Origin of the sequence: Geodermatophilus chilensis, assembly GCF_002802985.1 — a bacterium.
Lineage (GTDB): Bacteria > Actinomycetota > Actinomycetes > Mycobacteriales > Geodermatophilaceae > Geodermatophilus > Geodermatophilus chilensis.
Genome location: NZ_NVPT01000052.1, coordinates 18,688 through 31,805, shown reverse-complemented (window position 1 = coordinate 31,805; position 13,118 = coordinate 18,688). Strand labels below are relative to the sequence as shown.

Here is a 13,118-nt window from a genome sequence, read left to right as displayed (position 1 = left end):
GCCGGTTGCGGACCAGGAAGCGGTGCTTGAGCGGGGCGGCCCCGGGGGGCCACTCGCTGACCAGGAGCCCCGACTCGGCGATGCGGTGGAACAGGGCCCCGTGCGCGGCCGGGTAGGCCCGGTCGACGCCGCACGCCAGCACCGCGACGGTGGGGGCGTCCGCGGCCAGCGCGCCCCGGTGGGCGGCCGCGTCGATGCCGAAGGCCCCGCCGGAGACCACCGTCCAGCCCCGCTCCCCCAGCTGGTGGCCCAGCTCGCCCGCGACGTGCTCGCCGTACGCCGTCGACGCCCGGGCACCGACGATCGCCACCGACCGGTCGGCCAGCTCGTCGAGCCGGGCCGGACCGCGCACCCACAGGGCCAGCGGCGGCACCGGGGCGATGGCCCGCGGGGACTGGTGCCGTGGGTCGTCGGGCTCCTCGCCGGTGGCCAGCGTGAGGCAGTGCAGCAGGTGCGCCGGCCACTCGTCGTCCTCGGGGACGACCAGCCGCGCGTCGCAGCGCTCGGCCCGCAGCAGGTCCTGCAGCGAGGCGTCCTGGGTCGCGCGGACGCCGACCAGGGCCCGGACGGCGTCCGGCGCGCGACCCGACCGCAGCCGGCGCACCGCCTCGACCGGGCCGGCGTCCTCGACGAAGCGCCAGAACGCGACGCTGCCGGGTTCGGCCGCGCGGCTCAACCAGGCCCGCGCCCGGCGCACCGCGGGGCCGGCGAGCCCGACGGAGGCCGTCTCGGAGAGCCCCTGCTCCATGTCCTCGTCGAGGCTCGGCAGGGCGCTCATGACGCGGCCCGCTGCAGCCGCAGCCCGAGGGCCTCGGCCACCTCGCCGGGACCGGGCACCGTCCGCCCCGCCAGGTCGCTCAACGTCCAGGCCACCCGCAGCACCCGGTCGTAGCCGCGCACCGACAGCGCCCCGCGCTCCAGCGCCCGCTCGACCAGCCGCAGCGCCGACCGCGGCGGGGACCACCGCTCGCGCAGCAGCCGGCCCGGCACCTGGCTGTTGACCTGCAGGCCCGTGCCGGACAGCCGCGCCGCAGCGGCCGCCCGGGCCTGTGCGACGCGGCCGGCGACGACGGCGGTCGGCTCGAGCGCCGTCCCGGCCTCCAGCCAGGCGGCCCGGGTCACCGCCGGCAGGTCGACCCGCAGGTCGATCCGGTCGAGCAGCGGTCCGGAGAGGCGGGCCTGGTAGCGCCGCCGCTCCAGCGGGCTGCAGGTGCAGGCGGCGTCGCCGGCGGCGCTGGCGCACGGGCAGGGATTGGCCGCGAGCACCAGCTGCGCGCGGCACGGGAAGGTGGCCGCGCCGCTGGCGCGGGAGATGGTCACCGAGCCGCGCTCGAGCGGCTGACGCAGCGTGTCGAGGACCGCCCGTGGGAACTCCGGCGCCTCGTCGAGCAACAAGGCGACAAAGCGGGATGTAACCGCCGGTCACACCTCGCGCAGCGCGTGCACCGGCTCGACCTCCACCCGCACCGGCCCCGACTCCGGCCGCACCACCACCACCCGCCGCAGCAGATGACCGAGCATCTCCCGCCTCGACGCGGCAGGCAGCTCATCCCAACGGTCCAGCAGCGCGGTCACGATCGGCATGGCCGGCCGCTGCAGCGCGGTCGACATCTCCTCCGCCTCCCTCGCCCGCCCGACCAGCTCGTCCCGCTTCGCGGCCAGCTCGTCCCGCGTCGCCGCGTACGCCGAGTCCGGCACCAGCCCCTCAGTCCACCCCACGGTCAGCCGGTTCAGCCGCTCGTCCAGGCGCAGAACCTGCCGCCGCAGGTCCGTCGCGTCCGACCGGGCCACCAGCTGCGCCGCCTGACGGGCCGCCTGCCTCGTCGCCTGGTCCTCCACCTCCGCGGCGTACCGCGCCAGCCACTGCAACACGACCCGTTCCACCTTCGCCCGGGACACGGTGACGCACACGCCCTGCCCGGTCTTCACCCACCGGCCGCAGATGTACCCGTACCCGGCGTACCGGCCCAGTCGGGCGGCGTGCATCGAAGACCCGCAGTCCCCGCACCGCAGCAACCCGGACAGCGGGTACAGCGGCACCCCGGCGTTCGGCTGCCCCCGCCGCGCCTCCCGCGCTTCCCGGTACGCCTCCCACACCGCGGCCTCGATCACCGCCGGGTGCACCCCTGGCACCCACGTGATATCCCGCCGGGAGCCCTTCGACAGCAGGCCGGCGCCGAACCCGGAGTCCAAGACGTCGGCCACCCGCTCCGACGACCACGGCCCACCCCGCAGCGTCCGCTGCCCAGCCCGGTTGAGGCGGCGGGCGATCGTGGAGAACCCGGCGCCCTCCAGGTAGTCGGCGTACATGCCGGCCAGCAGCGGCCCCGTCACCGGGTCCGGGGTGTACGTGTCGCCGTCCCGGACGTACCCGAAGCGGGGGCCGCCACGCGACGGCAGCCCCTTGGACAGGCGCCGCTCGTGCGCCTCCTTCCACTGCTCCCCAATCCGCTCGGCCTCGAAGGCGTTCAGCTCGGCGAGCATCCCCCGGGTGAACCGCCCCGTGGACGTGGAGACGTCGACCTGCTCCGTGGCCGACTCCAGTCGGCCGCCGGCGGTCTCGACCCGGTCAAGCGCGACGGCCCACCGGAGACGGTGCCGGGCGGTGCGGGAGAACTTCCACACCACGATGACGTCGACGTCGCCAGCCTCGATCATCGCGACAGCCGCGTCGAGCTTCGCCCACCACCGGGAGCGGGCCCGGGACCCGGACTCGTCCAGGCCCTCCATGCGGTGGGTGATCGTGTAGCCGGCGCGGGCGCAGTAGTCGCCGATGGCGGTGTCCTGCAGCTCCGGGGACACCATGCCCTCCCGCTCCTTGGAGACGCGGATGAGCGCCAGGGCGCGCGGAGCGGTCTGTGGCACCGGCCGCAGCGCGCGGCCCGTCACGGCTGCCACCGCGGGGCGTCGGCCAGGCGAGCGTCGATCGCGACTTGCTCCTCCGCGGCCAGCTCGGCGATGCGGGTCCGCAGCGTCGGCACGTCCACCCACAGCTCGTCGGCCACCTCGTGCTCGTTGTCCGACCACAGCAGCGCCTCCATCAGCTCACGCAGCGACACCAGCCGCCGCGCGGCGAGCTCGTCAACCACCCGCTCCTCGCGGGCGGCGAGCCGCCTGTCGGCGGGCACCGGGCCGCGGTGCACGTGCTCCAGCTCGTGGGTCAACGTGCACCTCCTCTCGACCTGGCTCAGCCGCCGGTCGAGCACGATCACGCCGTCGGCGAGGTGTGTGAAGCCGAGCAGCCCCGAGGGCAGGTCGGCGAAGAGCACCGTCAGGTGCGGATGGTGGCGCGCCAGGTGGCGCCATGGATGCCAGATCCCCCGTCGGCTCATGGCGTGGTGATCTACCGGCTACCTGTGACAGACCGTCAGATCCCCGTGACTACACGCTCAGGATTCGGCGTCGCGGTCCTGCTGCTCACGCTGCCGCCGGCCCTCGCTGTCGCCGCGGCGCGCGGCGAGCGCGAAGTCCTCCGCCGAGACGTCAGCCGGGTCGGCGCCCTCCGCGGGCCGGTCACTGACGACCAGCGCGAGGTCGGCGTCGGCGGCCTGGGCCGCGCGCATCAGCGACTCGGTCTTGCCGCTGCCGCTGGCGTGGTGGACGAGCGCGTTGCGGCGCGCCCGGACCAAGGCGCGCACGATGCCGCGGACGGCCTGCCGGTCCTCGTCAGTCAGAACGTCAGTGCCCGGTGGGAGTGTCTGCTCGAGCACTGTGCCGGACTGCTGCACGGGGATGCCGAGGCCGGCCGCGAAGGCCAGCACGATGGTGGTGACCGGCACCTCAAGCAGCTCCGCGAGCGCCTCGACCGTGCGGGCCCGCTTGGGGAACTGCTGCGGCGGTGCTGTGGCGAGCTGGTGCATGCGCGACGGGGTGAGTTCATCGCCGACCTTCCGGGCCATCTCCGCGTAGGAGGCGCCCGTCCGGTCGCGGTAGGCGAGCAGGAGCTCCGCGATGGTGGGCACGCCGGAACTGTCGGGACTCGCCTCGCCGCGTTCAACCACCGCTTTTCCCCTGCCGTCTACCGCTGCTTGACGGCTGAGGCTACGTGTCTCGTCTACCAAGAAGCGGCAAGAGGTAGACGGCGTTTGACCTAGCTGCGGAACAACACGCGTGTGAGTACTTGACAACCGTCTACCACTAGCGGACATTTCATCCACCAGTCGTTGACAGTCGCGTCTACCAGGAGGAGACTTGTACGCAGCACGAATCAAGCGAGCCAGGTGGCCGAAGGGGACATGGATGAAGCTCACCAGCGCAGCGACACTGCGGGCGCTGATGGCCCAGAAGGGCGTCTCCTACCAGGACATGGCCCTCGCAGCCGGCGTCAGCAAGGGCTTCATCAGTCACCTCACCGCCGGGCGGAGGAACACGATGACCCCGCGGGTGGCCGAGCGGATCGCGAGGCGTCTCGACGTCCCCCTCGAGCTACTCGTCGTGCCCTCGACATCCATCACTGGCGGACGTGACGTCCAAAGCTCGGGGAGGCCGGCGGCGTGAGTGGCCGGAGTGAAGCGCTCGCTGCTGCTGGCCGCGCGTGGGCCGCGGCGTGCGCCCGCCAGGCGGCGCTGTCCCCGCGGGAGGCGGCGAAGGAGGCCTACGTGCCCGGTGGCCCCTCGGTCGACGAGCTGGAGGAGCGCATCCGCCGCCGCCGGGAGCGCGCCACGCCGCTGGCGTCCTGACCCACAACAGACGACGGCGGCCCCCAGGCCCGGGGACCGCCGCCATTCCGACCGACTGTGAAGGAGTCGATCACCGTGAACCGTACCGCCCGCTCCTGGACCCGATCCGGGTCCTTCGCCCCGCCCACCGGCGCGCCGCTGCACACCGACACCGCCCGGATCCGCGTGATCGAGGGCGGACTGGCCGACACCACCGCCGAGCGGTTCCCGTGGGCCAAGCCCCCGGTCACCCGCACCTACACGACCCCCCGCGCCCGCCTTGCCCGCCGCTGGGCGATGGTCCGCCACTCCCCGTTCGCCGCCGACCTGGCCCGCGCCCGCGACGCCGCGCTCACCACCGCCGGCGCCGTCGGCGTCATCGCCTTCCTCGCCGGGTTCCTGCTCGGCACCCGCGTCCTCGGCGAGCTGCTGCTCGTCGCGTCGCAGGGCGGCTTCCAGTGACCGCCCGCAGCGCCCACCGCACCACCATGCGGACGCTGCTCAACGCGACGGCCGACGTGCTCGGCGACCTCGACCTCGCCCCCAAGACCCTGTCCGTCAACGCCTACGACGTCTACGCGGACACCGGCTGGATGGTGAACGTCGGCCTCTCCAACGTCGTCGAGGTCAACGACCTGGCCGACCGCCTCAGCTTGGCCGACGACGACGCCGAGACGGCGAACTACAACCGACAGGGCGTCGCCACCCTCGACGACGTCCGCGCCACCGTCATCGTCTACACCGGCCGCCCCGACGACGACGCCGAGGTGACCCGGTGAGCCTGGAGCCGGTGCGCTGCGGCACCGCCGAGCAGCTCGCCCGCCTCTGGTACCTGCGCGCCATCCACGCCGGCGACCACGACGTCGTCATGACCGTGGACGACCTGGTGTCGTTCCTGCTCGGCGACGCCGGTGACGTCACCGCGCGGCAGCGGCTGTGGGCGCAGCTCGACGCCGACTGTCACCTGCTGTGGTCGTTGATGGACGGCCTGTGGCAGCCCGACGACCTCGACGAGCTCACCGACCGCGACTGGGTACGCATGTCGTTCTCGACCGTCGGCCACGAGATCCAGGCCCGGTACGAGCGCACCCGGGAGCGGGTCGCCGCAGACATCGAGGGTGCGGTGCGGCTGGCCCGCTACTCGGCCGCCGAGGCACGCCGCGCGGCACGGACGGCGGTGGCGTGATGGCCGGCGCCTACTGCCGCTACTGCGACAGCCGCTGCTTCGTGTTCCGGATCGTCCCGGACGGCCCGCACAAGGGCTGGGCGGGACACATGGCGACCTGCCACCGCGGCATGGAGCACGACCGCCGCACGACCGGCCACGACCACACCACCGCCATCAACCCGATGGACGAGGTGCCCTCGTGACCACCTTCGACGCCGAGATGCGCGCGTTCCTCGCCACCGGCGCGCCCCTGCTCGACAACCCCTCCGACGGCACCCCCGACGGGCCCGGCACCTGCACCTGCCGCCTCATCCCCGGCGAGCACCCCGAGAACGAGTGCGGCGCCCTCAGCTGGAAGGCCATCCGATGAGCTGGCACAACGGGCCATTCCTGGCCTTCGACACCGAGACCACCGGCGTCAACTGCGACACCGACCGCATCGTCACCGCCACCACCGTGTGGATCGACGGCGCCGACCTGGACACCACGTCGTGGCTGATCGATCCCGGCGTGGAGATCCCCGAGGCCGCGGCGGCGGTGCACGGCATCACCACCGAGCACGCCCGGGCGCACGGCCGGCCGCCGGTCGAGTGCGTCGGCGAGATCGCCAACCAGCTCGCCTCTGCCTGGAACGACGGCGTCCCGGTCCTGGCGTTCAACGCGTCCTACGACCTGACGATCCTCGACCGAGAGATGCGCCGGCACGGCCTCACCGAGTGGGGCCTGCAGCCCTCCCTGGTGCTGGACCCGTTCGTCATCGACAAGGCCGTGGACCGCTACCGCAAGGGCAAGCGCACCCTGGAGACCCAGTGCGCGCACTACGGCGTCACCCACGGCGGCGCACACGACGCCACCGCCGACGCCCTCGCCGCGGCCCGGGTCATGTGGCGGATCGCCCGCCGCTTCCCCGAGGTCGGCGCCATGTCGCTCGAGGAGCTGCACGACGCCCAGGTCCACTGGGCCGCCGAGCAGGCCGCGTCGTTCCGCGACTACCTGATCCGGCAGGGCCGCACCGACGACCTCCCCACCGGCGAGTGGCCGATGCGCGCCCACGCCCCGGCAGTGGCGGCATGACCGCCGCCGAGGTCCTCGCCGCCCCCGAGGTCACTGAGCCCGGCGTCTACCCCGACCTCCACGAGGACGACTACCACGCCGACCCGGTGCCCGGCGGCTCGCTGTCGTCGTCCGGCGCGCGGAAGCTGCTGCCCCCATCGTGCCCCGCGATCTTCCGCCACGAGCAGCTGCACGGCAGCCCGAAGAAGCGCACCTTCGACCTCGGGCACGCCGCCCACAAGGCCGTCCTCGGCGTCGGCGCCGACGTCGTCACCGTCGACGCCGACGACTGGAAGACCAAGGCCGCCCGCGAGCAGCGGGACACCGCCCACGCGGCCGGCAAGGTGCCCCTGCTTGCGCACGAGGTCGCCCAGGTCGACGCGATGGCCGCCGCCATCCGGCAGCACCCGATGGCGTCCGCGCTGTTCAACCCCGAGCGCGGCGGCAAGCCCGAACAGTCCCTGTTCTGGCGCCAGCAGATCCCTGTCGCCACACCCGACCGGCAGCAGCAGGTGTGGCGCCGCGCCCGACTCGACTGGCTGCCCAAGCTCACCCCAGGCGGCCGGCTCATCCTCGCCGACTACAAGACCGCCGCCTGCGCCGAGCCCGGAGCCTTCCGCAAGACCGCGTTCAACCTCGGCTACCACGTGCAGGCCGCCTGGTACATCGATGCGGTCTCCGCCCTCGGCCTCGCCGAGGACATCGCGTTCGTGTTCGTGGTCCAGGAGAAGACCGCCCCGTACCCGGTCACGGTCTGCGAGCTGGACCACGACGCGTTGCGCATCGGCCGCGTGCTCTCCCAGCAGGCCCTGTCGATCTACGCCGACTGCCAGCGCACCGACCGCTGGCCCGGCTACTCCGACCAGGTCGAGCTCATCAGCCCGCCGCCGTGGGTGGTCAACGAGTTCAAGGACCTCCTGTGATCGCCGGCGCCGCCCACCCCACCAGCTTCCCGAAGGAGAACCAGTCATGAGCGAGCTCGACACCATCGGCCGCAACCAGTCCCCCGTCGCCGCCGACCGCGTCGGGCAGGCGACCGCAGTCGAGCAGGCCCGCGCCGTCGCCGAGGTCGCCGCCGCCGTCCAGGTCGCCCAGCAGGTGCCGCGGAACCTGCAGAACGCCCGCCAGCAGATGCTCGACTCCTGCTCGATGCAGTTCCTCGCCGAGCGCGCGTTCTTCCGCTACTCCCGCGGCGGCTCCGCGGTCACCGGGGAGACCGTGCACCTGGCCCGGGAGCTGGCTCGGTGCTTCGGCAATGTCCAGTACGGCCTGGCAGAGATGCGCCGCGACGACGCGCACGGCCAGTCCGAGATGCAGGCCTTCGCCTGGGACGTGCAGAACAACACCCGCGCCTCGACGACGTTCATCGTCCCCCACCGCCGCGACAAGACCGGCGTCACCGGCGGCGTCGCGCTGACCGACCTGCGGGACATCTACGAGAACAACGCGAACATGGGCGCGCGCCGGCTGCGCGAGCAGATCTTCGCGATCCTCCCGAAGTGGTTCACCGAGGAGGCCAAGGAGCGGTGTCGGCAGACGCTCAAGGACGGCGGCGGCCGGCCGCTGGCCGTGCGCATCGACGAGCTCACGGCCGCCATGCGGAAGCTCGGTGTCACCGATCAGCAGCTGGTGGACCGGGTTGGGCGCCGCCCCGACCAGTGGACCCCGGAGGACGTCGTTTCGCTGGGCGTGGTGTGGCGGTCGATCAGCAACGGTGAGGTGACCCGCGAGGAGGAGTTCCCGCAGGCGCGGGTGACGGCGGGCGAGATCACCGGGGGCGGTGAGCCTGCGGCGAAGCGGGGCCGCGGGCAGGGCCAGCAGGCCGCCGCGCCGACGCCGGCGGCCGAGCCGGGTGACGACTGGGTGCCCGAGCCCCCGGCCGACTGGCAGCCCGAGGGCGCCGAGGCCGGTGCCCGATGAGCGACAACTACTGGCGGCAGCGCCTGGACGACCAACTGGCCGCCGCGGAGAACGCCCGCGCCGCACGCATGCGGGCCCTGGACGAGGCGCTCCAGGCCGTCCGCGCGATGGACGAGGACGTCATGGACGCCGAGGACCTGGCCACCCTCAACCAGGCCCAGGCCGTGGTGAACGACCTGCGGAGGACCTGGTGACCGCCCTGCTGATCTATCGAAACGCCACGCCCGAGGTCATGGCCTGGGCGGAGGACTACAAGGCCCGCGCGCAGCAGGTCGCTGCCGCGCGCTGGGGGTGGATGGCCGACCTGTACGACGCGCACGGCGTCCCCGACGACACCCCCGACAGCGACGCCCGGATCCGCGGTGCGTTCACCCGCGGCTGCGCGTTCTCCGGCCTGTCCTGGCCCGACGACATACCGCTGCCCGACGGCTGGTTCCGTCCGGTCAAGACCCCACAGCTGGTCCGCCCCCGAGCGAACACCAAGGCGGGCAAGACCGCCCTGGCGGAGATGGCCCGCTTTGACCGGCCCGACGCCCGGCGCGAGCTCCGCAAGAAGTTCGGGATGCCCGAGCACGTGTTCGCCGGCTCCGGCCTCTACACCAGCGGGGTCCGCATGGAGGACGACGGCGTGTGGGTGACCTGGGCCAGCCGCGACGTCGCCCACGAGAAGGAGATGGCGAACGTCGGGGACCACGGCTGGGAGCGCATCCCGCTGGCCCGCTACATCGACCGGTTCGGGGAGGACGACCTGTGACCGCCACCCACCTGCCCGTCGTGGGCGTCGACCTGAGCCTGCAGGCCACCGGGATCGCCACCGCCGCCGGGGTGCGCACCATCGGCTCGTCCGGGCGGCAGGGCGCGTCGCTGCGGGTGCGGCACGCTCGCCTCGCCGACCTCGCCACCCAGGTGTGCCTGGCCGTCACCGAGGCCGCCGCGCCGCGCATGGCGCTCGTGGTGCTCGAGGCACCCGCGTACGACTCTCGCACCGGCCACCAGCACGACCGGTCCGGGCTGTGGTGGCTGGTCGTCGACGAGCTGCTCGCCGCCGGGCACCTGGTCGCCGAGGTCACCACCGGCGGGCTCAAGAAGTACGCCACCGGCAAGGGCGTCGGCAAGAAGGCCGCCATCGTGTCGGCGGTGACCGCCCGGTACGGCGTGGTCTTCGGGGACGACAACCAGGCCGACGCCTTCGTGCTCCGCGCGATGGGGATGCACCGGTACGGGCACCCGCTCGCCACCGTGCCCAAGACGCACGCCGCGGCGCTCGACGCGGTCGCCTGGCCCGACGTCGACCACCTGGCGGTGACCGCGTGACCGTGCCCGTCGCGATCCCCTCGCCGTTCCGCTACAACGCCACCGTCATCGAGGTGCACGACATCGACACCGTCATCTGCCGGATCGACTGGGGGTTCCGCCGCCACGACGACCCGATACCCGTGCGCCTGCTGGGCGGGGCGGGCCGGGAACTGTCCGAGCCCGGCGGCGAGGAGGCCGCTGCCCACCTTGCGCGACTGCTGCCGCCCGGGACCCCGGTGGTGCTGCACACCGCCAAGCCCGACAAGTACGCCCCCCGCTGGCTGGCGTCCGTCGCCTACCCGCTGAACGGGCAGCCCCGGGACCTGGTGGCCGACCTGATCGCCGACGGGTGGCTCGTGCACTGGAACGGCCGCGGCGCCCAGCCGAAGCCCCCGTGGCCGCGCGAGATGGCGGCATGACCCCGGCCAAGACAGCTCCGGCGCCGTCGAGCTACTGGAGCGGGCACTGCGCGGCCGGCTTCCACGACCGCTGCCGCGGCACCTACGCCGGCGTCACTTGCGGCTGTGAGCACCACACCGCGACGCCCGAGCTGGAGCCGGAGCCCGCGCCTGCCCCATCTTCCCGCCCGCGCCACTGCGCGACGTGCACCTGCGAGGACCCCCGTTGAGCCTGACCTTGACTGACCTGTTCTGCGGCGCCGGCGGCTCCGCGCAGGGCGCGCACGCCGTCCCCGGCATCGAGCTGCGGCTCGCCGCCAACCACTGGCAGCTCGCCGTCGACTCCCACGCCGAGAACTTCCCCGACGCCGACCACCTGGTCGCCGACATCTCCCAGGTCGACCCCCGCCGGGTGCCGACCACCGACCTGCTGTGGGCATCCCCGGAGTGCACCAACCACTCCCAAGCCAAGGGCGTCCGCCGGCACGCCCAGCCGGACCTGTTCGGAGAGACGCTGCCGCCGGAAGCCGCCGAGCGCTCGCGGGCGACGATGTGGGACGTCCCGCGGTTCGCCGAGCGGCACGGCTACCGGGCGATCGTCGTCGAGAACGTCGTCGACGCCGCGAAGTGGGTGATGTGGGACGCGTGGCTGCTGGCCATGCGGTCGCTGGGCTACGCGCACCAGCTCGTGTCGCTGAACTCCATGCACGCCCCCGCCGCGCTCGCACCGCGGGCGCCGCAGTCCCGCGACCGGATGTACGTGGTGTTCCACCGGGACGGCGACCGGGCGCCGGACGTCGCCCCGCGGCCGCTGGCCTGGTGCGAGCCGTGCGACCGCGAGGTGCACGCCGTCCAGTCGTGGAAGCCCGGCCGCCGCGTCGGGAGGTATCGCCAGCAGTACGTCTACGTCTGCCCCCGCACCGAGTGCCGCAACAGCGTGCTCGAGCCGTACGCGCTGCCCGCGGCGCACGCCATCGACTGGTCGATGCCCGGCCAGCGGATCGGCGACCGGGCCAAGCCGCTGTCGGCGAAGACGCTGGCGCGGATCGAGGCCGGGCTCAAGAAGTACGCCGGCCAGGCCCTCACCTTCGAAGCGCGCGGCAACACGTACGTGCGCACGGACCCGGATGGCCGCCCGGTGTACGCCCGGGCGTGGCCGGTCAGCCAGCCGACGGCGACGCTGACCACGACGGAGACGCGGGGCCTCGTAGTCCCCTCGGATGGGACCTGGAACGAGACGGCCACGTCGGTCGACGAGCCGATGCGCACCCGCACCGCTCGAGAGACCGACGCGCTCGTCGTCCCCTACTACGGCAACCAGCGCGAGGCCGTCCCCGCGGCCCGGCCAATGCCCACCATGGGCACCGTCGACACCGCCGGCGTCGCCTTCATCGCCGAGCTCCGCGGCGGCCACTCCACCGCCCGGCACGTCCATGAGCCCCTCGCCACCGTCACCGCCGGCGGCAACAACCACATGCTCGTCCGGCACAACAGCTCGCGTGGGGACGGCGGGGAGATGTGCACCCCGGCCGTCGAGCCGGTCCGCACCATCACCACGAAGGGTCACCAGTCCCTCGTCGGCTGGCCGCAGGCTGCTCCCGCGGTCGAGGACTGCACCTTCCGGATGCTCGAGCCCCACGAGATTCAGCGCGCCATGGCCTTCCACGGCGACTACCGGGTGCTCGGCAACCGCCGGGAGCGCGTCAAGCAGCTGGGCAACGCCGTCACCCCGCCGGCCGCCGAGTTCCTCCTCCGGCAGGTCACCGCCGCCCTGGCAGGTGAGGGATGAGGTCAACCCTGCTCGCGGGTTTCCATCACCCGGGCCAGCACATTCGACGCCGACACACCCTCGATCTCGGCAACGAACGCCAGCATGTTCGCCAGGTCCAGCGCGGCCCGGTTCCCGGCGCTGGGCGGGAAGGAGATGGTCAGCACCAGCCCTCTCGACCCGCCGTCCGAGATGTTCGCCTCGGTCGCGCCCATGGTGACGGCCCTCGACGCCCAATGGGCTGCGGACTCAGTCCCGAGGTCCTCGATGCGCAAGACCAGGTCGTGGTGGTCGATCGACGGCATGCTGTTGCCTCCCCGCGTCGGCTGTCCCCTGACCGTAGCGGCCACGGCAGGGCCGGCATGGCGACCTACTCGCCGACGAGCTCGACGTGCTCAGGGTCGACGGCGCGGACGTACTTGGATCCGACGGCGGCCGTGTACTCGACGATCGCTCTCCAGCCGCCCTCCGGCTGCCGGGTCCACCCGGAGCAAGAGCCGGTGTACCAGCGGCCGTCGTCGTGGCGCACGAGCACGCTCCGCGGCGGGTCGAGCCGGCGGAACACCTCGGGCACGGCGGCGAGGCTAGACGACCTCGATGGCGTCACAGACCGGGCAGGGCAGCGCCGAGGAGTCCAGGCGCTGCGCGGGCGGCCACGGCTTGCTGCCGATCTGCTGCACGGTCGCCCCGCACCGGGCCGTCACGGGCAGGTCGTCGAGGGTCAGGCCCGGCGGGATGGCGTGCGGCACGCGCATCGTCGCGGTGCTGGTCCCCGACATGTGCCGGGTCACCACCTGGCGGAGTTCGTAGCCGGTCACGAGGGGTTTGCTGCTCATGCCGGCCAGCCTGCGCCCGGC

23 protein-coding genes are annotated in these 13,118 nt (G+C 73.4%); 15 read left to right on the top strand and 8 right to left on the bottom strand.

Annotated elements, in window-relative coordinates; all coding sequences use genetic code 11:
- From CNO22_RS10960 to CNO22_RS10940, 5 genes are all read right to left on the bottom strand, one after another.
- On the bottom strand, positions 1-778 hold a 778-nt coding region (locus CNO22_RS10960; protein ID WP_198588246.1), incomplete at its 3' end, for a DNA-processing protein DprA.
- The gene (locus CNO22_RS10955) at positions 775-1,395 is read right to left on the bottom strand and encodes an ATP-binding protein (protein ID WP_232806948.1); all 621 of its coding nucleotides are present in this window, start codon (positions 1,393-1,395) and stop codon (positions 775-777) included. The genes CNO22_RS10955 and CNO22_RS10960, both read right to left, overlap by 4 nt.
- A gap of 27 nt (positions 1,396-1,422) precedes the next feature.
- Positions 1,423-2,889, bottom strand: a complete 1,467-nt coding sequence (locus CNO22_RS10950) for a recombinase family protein (RefSeq protein WP_157936906.1) — start codon at positions 2,887-2,889, stop codon at positions 1,423-1,425.
- The gene (locus tag CNO22_RS10945; protein WP_108724372.1) at positions 2,886-3,332 is read right to left on the bottom strand and encodes an ImmA/IrrE family metallo-endopeptidase; all 447 of its coding nucleotides are present in this window, start codon (positions 3,330-3,332) and stop codon (positions 2,886-2,888) included. The genes CNO22_RS10950 and CNO22_RS10945 overlap by 4 nt, the downstream gene beginning before the upstream one ends.
- Positions 3,333-3,389: 57 nt before the next feature.
- Positions 3,390-3,962, bottom strand: coding sequence for a hypothetical protein (locus tag CNO22_RS10940; RefSeq protein WP_100499399.1), 573 nt, complete (start codon positions 3,960-3,962; stop codon positions 3,390-3,392).
- Between the two features lie 277 nt (positions 3,963-4,239).
- Here CNO22_RS10940 and CNO22_RS10935 point away from each other — a divergent pair, with 277 nt between their 5' ends.
- The 15 genes from CNO22_RS10935 to CNO22_RS10875 all read left to right on the top strand — a co-directional run bounded on the left by CNO22_RS10935 (position 4,240) and on the right by CNO22_RS10875 (position 12,282).
- On the top strand, positions 4,240-4,497 hold the full coding sequence (locus tag CNO22_RS10935) for a helix-turn-helix transcriptional regulator (RefSeq protein WP_198588245.1): 258 nt from the start codon (positions 4,240-4,242) through the stop codon (positions 4,495-4,497).
- Entirely contained in the window at positions 4,494-4,679 is a 186-nt protein-coding gene (locus CNO22_RS27635; RefSeq protein WP_157936905.1) for a hypothetical protein, read from the top strand. Before CNO22_RS10935 ends, CNO22_RS27635 begins: the two co-directional genes overlap by 4 nt.
- Before the next feature lie 75 nt (positions 4,680-4,754).
- Positions 4,755-5,120, top strand: coding sequence for a hypothetical protein (locus CNO22_RS10930; protein ID WP_157936904.1), 366 nt, complete (start codon positions 4,755-4,757; stop codon positions 5,118-5,120).
- Positions 5,117-5,437 (top strand): hypothetical protein, encoded by a 321-nt coding sequence (locus CNO22_RS10925; RefSeq protein WP_100499397.1) that lies wholly within the window; start codon positions 5,117-5,119, stop codon positions 5,435-5,437. The genes CNO22_RS10930 and CNO22_RS10925 overlap by 4 nt, the downstream gene beginning before the upstream one ends.
- Positions 5,434-5,844: a hypothetical protein gene (locus CNO22_RS10920; RefSeq protein ID WP_100499396.1), complete on the top strand. Its 411-nt coding sequence runs from the start codon at positions 5,434-5,436 to the stop codon at positions 5,842-5,844. The genes CNO22_RS10925 and CNO22_RS10920 overlap by 4 nt, the downstream gene beginning before the upstream one ends.
- A complete protein-coding gene (locus tag CNO22_RS10915; protein WP_100499404.1) occupies positions 5,844-6,029 on the top strand; it encodes a hypothetical protein in 186 nt (61 codons plus the stop codon). The genes CNO22_RS10920 and CNO22_RS10915 overlap by 1 nt, the downstream gene beginning before the upstream one ends.
- Positions 6,026-6,196: a hypothetical protein gene (locus tag CNO22_RS27630; RefSeq protein ID WP_157936903.1), complete on the top strand. Its 171-nt coding sequence runs from the start codon at positions 6,026-6,028 to the stop codon at positions 6,194-6,196. The genes CNO22_RS10915 and CNO22_RS27630 overlap by 4 nt, the downstream gene beginning before the upstream one ends.
- The gene (locus CNO22_RS10910) at positions 6,193-6,900 is read left to right on the top strand and encodes a 3'-5' exonuclease (RefSeq protein ID WP_100499395.1); all 708 of its coding nucleotides are present in this window, start codon (positions 6,193-6,195) and stop codon (positions 6,898-6,900) included. Before CNO22_RS27630 ends, CNO22_RS10910 begins: the two co-directional genes overlap by 4 nt.
- On the top strand, positions 6,897-7,802 hold the full coding sequence (locus CNO22_RS10905) for a PD-(D/E)XK nuclease-like domain-containing protein (RefSeq protein ID WP_100499403.1): 906 nt from the start codon (positions 6,897-6,899) through the stop codon (positions 7,800-7,802). Before CNO22_RS10910 ends, CNO22_RS10905 begins: the two co-directional genes overlap by 4 nt.
- A 46-nt stretch (positions 7,803-7,848) precedes the next feature.
- Positions 7,849-8,799, top strand: a complete 951-nt coding sequence (locus CNO22_RS10900; protein WP_100499394.1) for a hypothetical protein — start codon at positions 7,849-7,851, stop codon at positions 8,797-8,799.
- Positions 8,796-8,993 (top strand): hypothetical protein, encoded by a 198-nt coding sequence (locus CNO22_RS10895; protein ID WP_100499393.1) that lies wholly within the window; start codon positions 8,796-8,798, stop codon positions 8,991-8,993. The genes CNO22_RS10900 and CNO22_RS10895 overlap by 4 nt, the downstream gene beginning before the upstream one ends.
- Positions 8,990-9,553, top strand: a complete 564-nt coding sequence (locus CNO22_RS10890; RefSeq protein ID WP_100499392.1) for a hypothetical protein — start codon at positions 8,990-8,992, stop codon at positions 9,551-9,553. The genes CNO22_RS10895 and CNO22_RS10890 overlap by 4 nt, the downstream gene beginning before the upstream one ends.
- Positions 9,550-10,113 carry a hypothetical protein gene (locus CNO22_RS10885; protein ID WP_100499391.1) on the top strand — a complete coding sequence of 188 codons (564 nt, stop codon included), beginning with the start codon at positions 9,550-9,552 and terminating at the stop codon, positions 10,111-10,113. Before CNO22_RS10890 ends, CNO22_RS10885 begins: the two co-directional genes overlap by 4 nt.
- Positions 10,110-10,514 carry a thermonuclease family protein gene (locus tag CNO22_RS10880; RefSeq protein ID WP_100499390.1) on the top strand — a complete coding sequence of 135 codons (405 nt, stop codon included), beginning with the start codon at positions 10,110-10,112 and terminating at the stop codon, positions 10,512-10,514. The genes CNO22_RS10885 and CNO22_RS10880 overlap by 4 nt, the downstream gene beginning before the upstream one ends.
- A gap of 205 nt (positions 10,515-10,719) precedes the next feature.
- Positions 10,720-12,282: a DNA cytosine methyltransferase gene (locus CNO22_RS10875; protein ID WP_100499389.1), complete on the top strand. Its 1,563-nt coding sequence runs from the start codon at positions 10,720-10,722 to the stop codon at positions 12,280-12,282.
- Positions 12,283-12,284: 2 nt separating this feature from the next.
- Here CNO22_RS10875 and CNO22_RS10870 read toward each other — a convergent pair whose 3' ends face one another.
- The 3 genes from CNO22_RS10870 to CNO22_RS10860 form a co-directional block, all read right to left on the bottom strand.
- Positions 12,285-12,566: a hypothetical protein gene (locus CNO22_RS10870; RefSeq protein ID WP_100499388.1), complete on the bottom strand. Its 282-nt coding sequence runs from the start codon at positions 12,564-12,566 to the stop codon at positions 12,285-12,287.
- Positions 12,567-12,631: 65 nt separating this feature from the next.
- Positions 12,632-12,835 (bottom strand): hypothetical protein, encoded by a 204-nt coding sequence (locus CNO22_RS10865; protein ID WP_100499387.1) that lies wholly within the window; start codon positions 12,833-12,835, stop codon positions 12,632-12,634.
- A 10-nt stretch (positions 12,836-12,845) separates the two neighbouring features.
- Complete coding sequence (locus CNO22_RS10860; RefSeq protein WP_157936902.1) at positions 12,846-13,097, bottom strand: hypothetical protein; 252 nt, start codon at positions 13,095-13,097, stop codon at positions 12,846-12,848.
- Positions 13,098-13,118 lie beyond the last annotated feature (21 nt).

What these genes read in the sequence shown, in the direction of transcription:
- CNO22_RS10870 (WP_100499388.1), bottom strand. Translation starts at nt 12,566, where the DNA reads ATGCCGTCGATCGACCACCACGACCTGGTCTTGCGCATCGAGGACCTC.
- CNO22_RS10905 (WP_100499403.1), top strand. Translation starts at nt 6,897, where the DNA reads ATGACCGCCGCCGAGGTCCTCGCCGCCCCCGAGGTCACTGAGCCCGGC.
- CNO22_RS10900 (WP_100499394.1), top strand. Translation starts at nt 7,849, where the DNA reads ATGAGCGAGCTCGACACCATCGGCCGCAACCAGTCCCCCGTCGCCGCC.
- CNO22_RS10915 (WP_100499404.1), top strand. Translation starts at nt 5,844, where the DNA reads ATGGCCGGCGCCTACTGCCGCTACTGCGACAGCCGCTGCTTCGTGTTC.
- CNO22_RS10935 (WP_198588245.1), top strand. Translation starts at nt 4,240, where the DNA reads ATGAAGCTCACCAGCGCAGCGACACTGCGGGCGCTGATGGCCCAGAAG.
- CNO22_RS10895 (WP_100499393.1), top strand. Translation starts at nt 8,796, where the DNA reads ATGAGCGACAACTACTGGCGGCAGCGCCTGGACGACCAACTGGCCGCC.
- CNO22_RS10945 (WP_108724372.1), bottom strand. Translation starts at nt 3,332, where the DNA reads ATGAGCCGACGGGGGATCTGGCATCCATGGCGCCACCTGGCGCGCCAC.
- CNO22_RS10910 (WP_100499395.1), top strand. Translation starts at nt 6,193, where the DNA reads ATGAGCTGGCACAACGGGCCATTCCTGGCCTTCGACACCGAGACCACC.
- CNO22_RS10860 (WP_157936902.1), bottom strand. Translation starts at nt 13,097, where the DNA reads ATGAGCAGCAAACCCCTCGTGACCGGCTACGAACTCCGCCAGGTGGTG.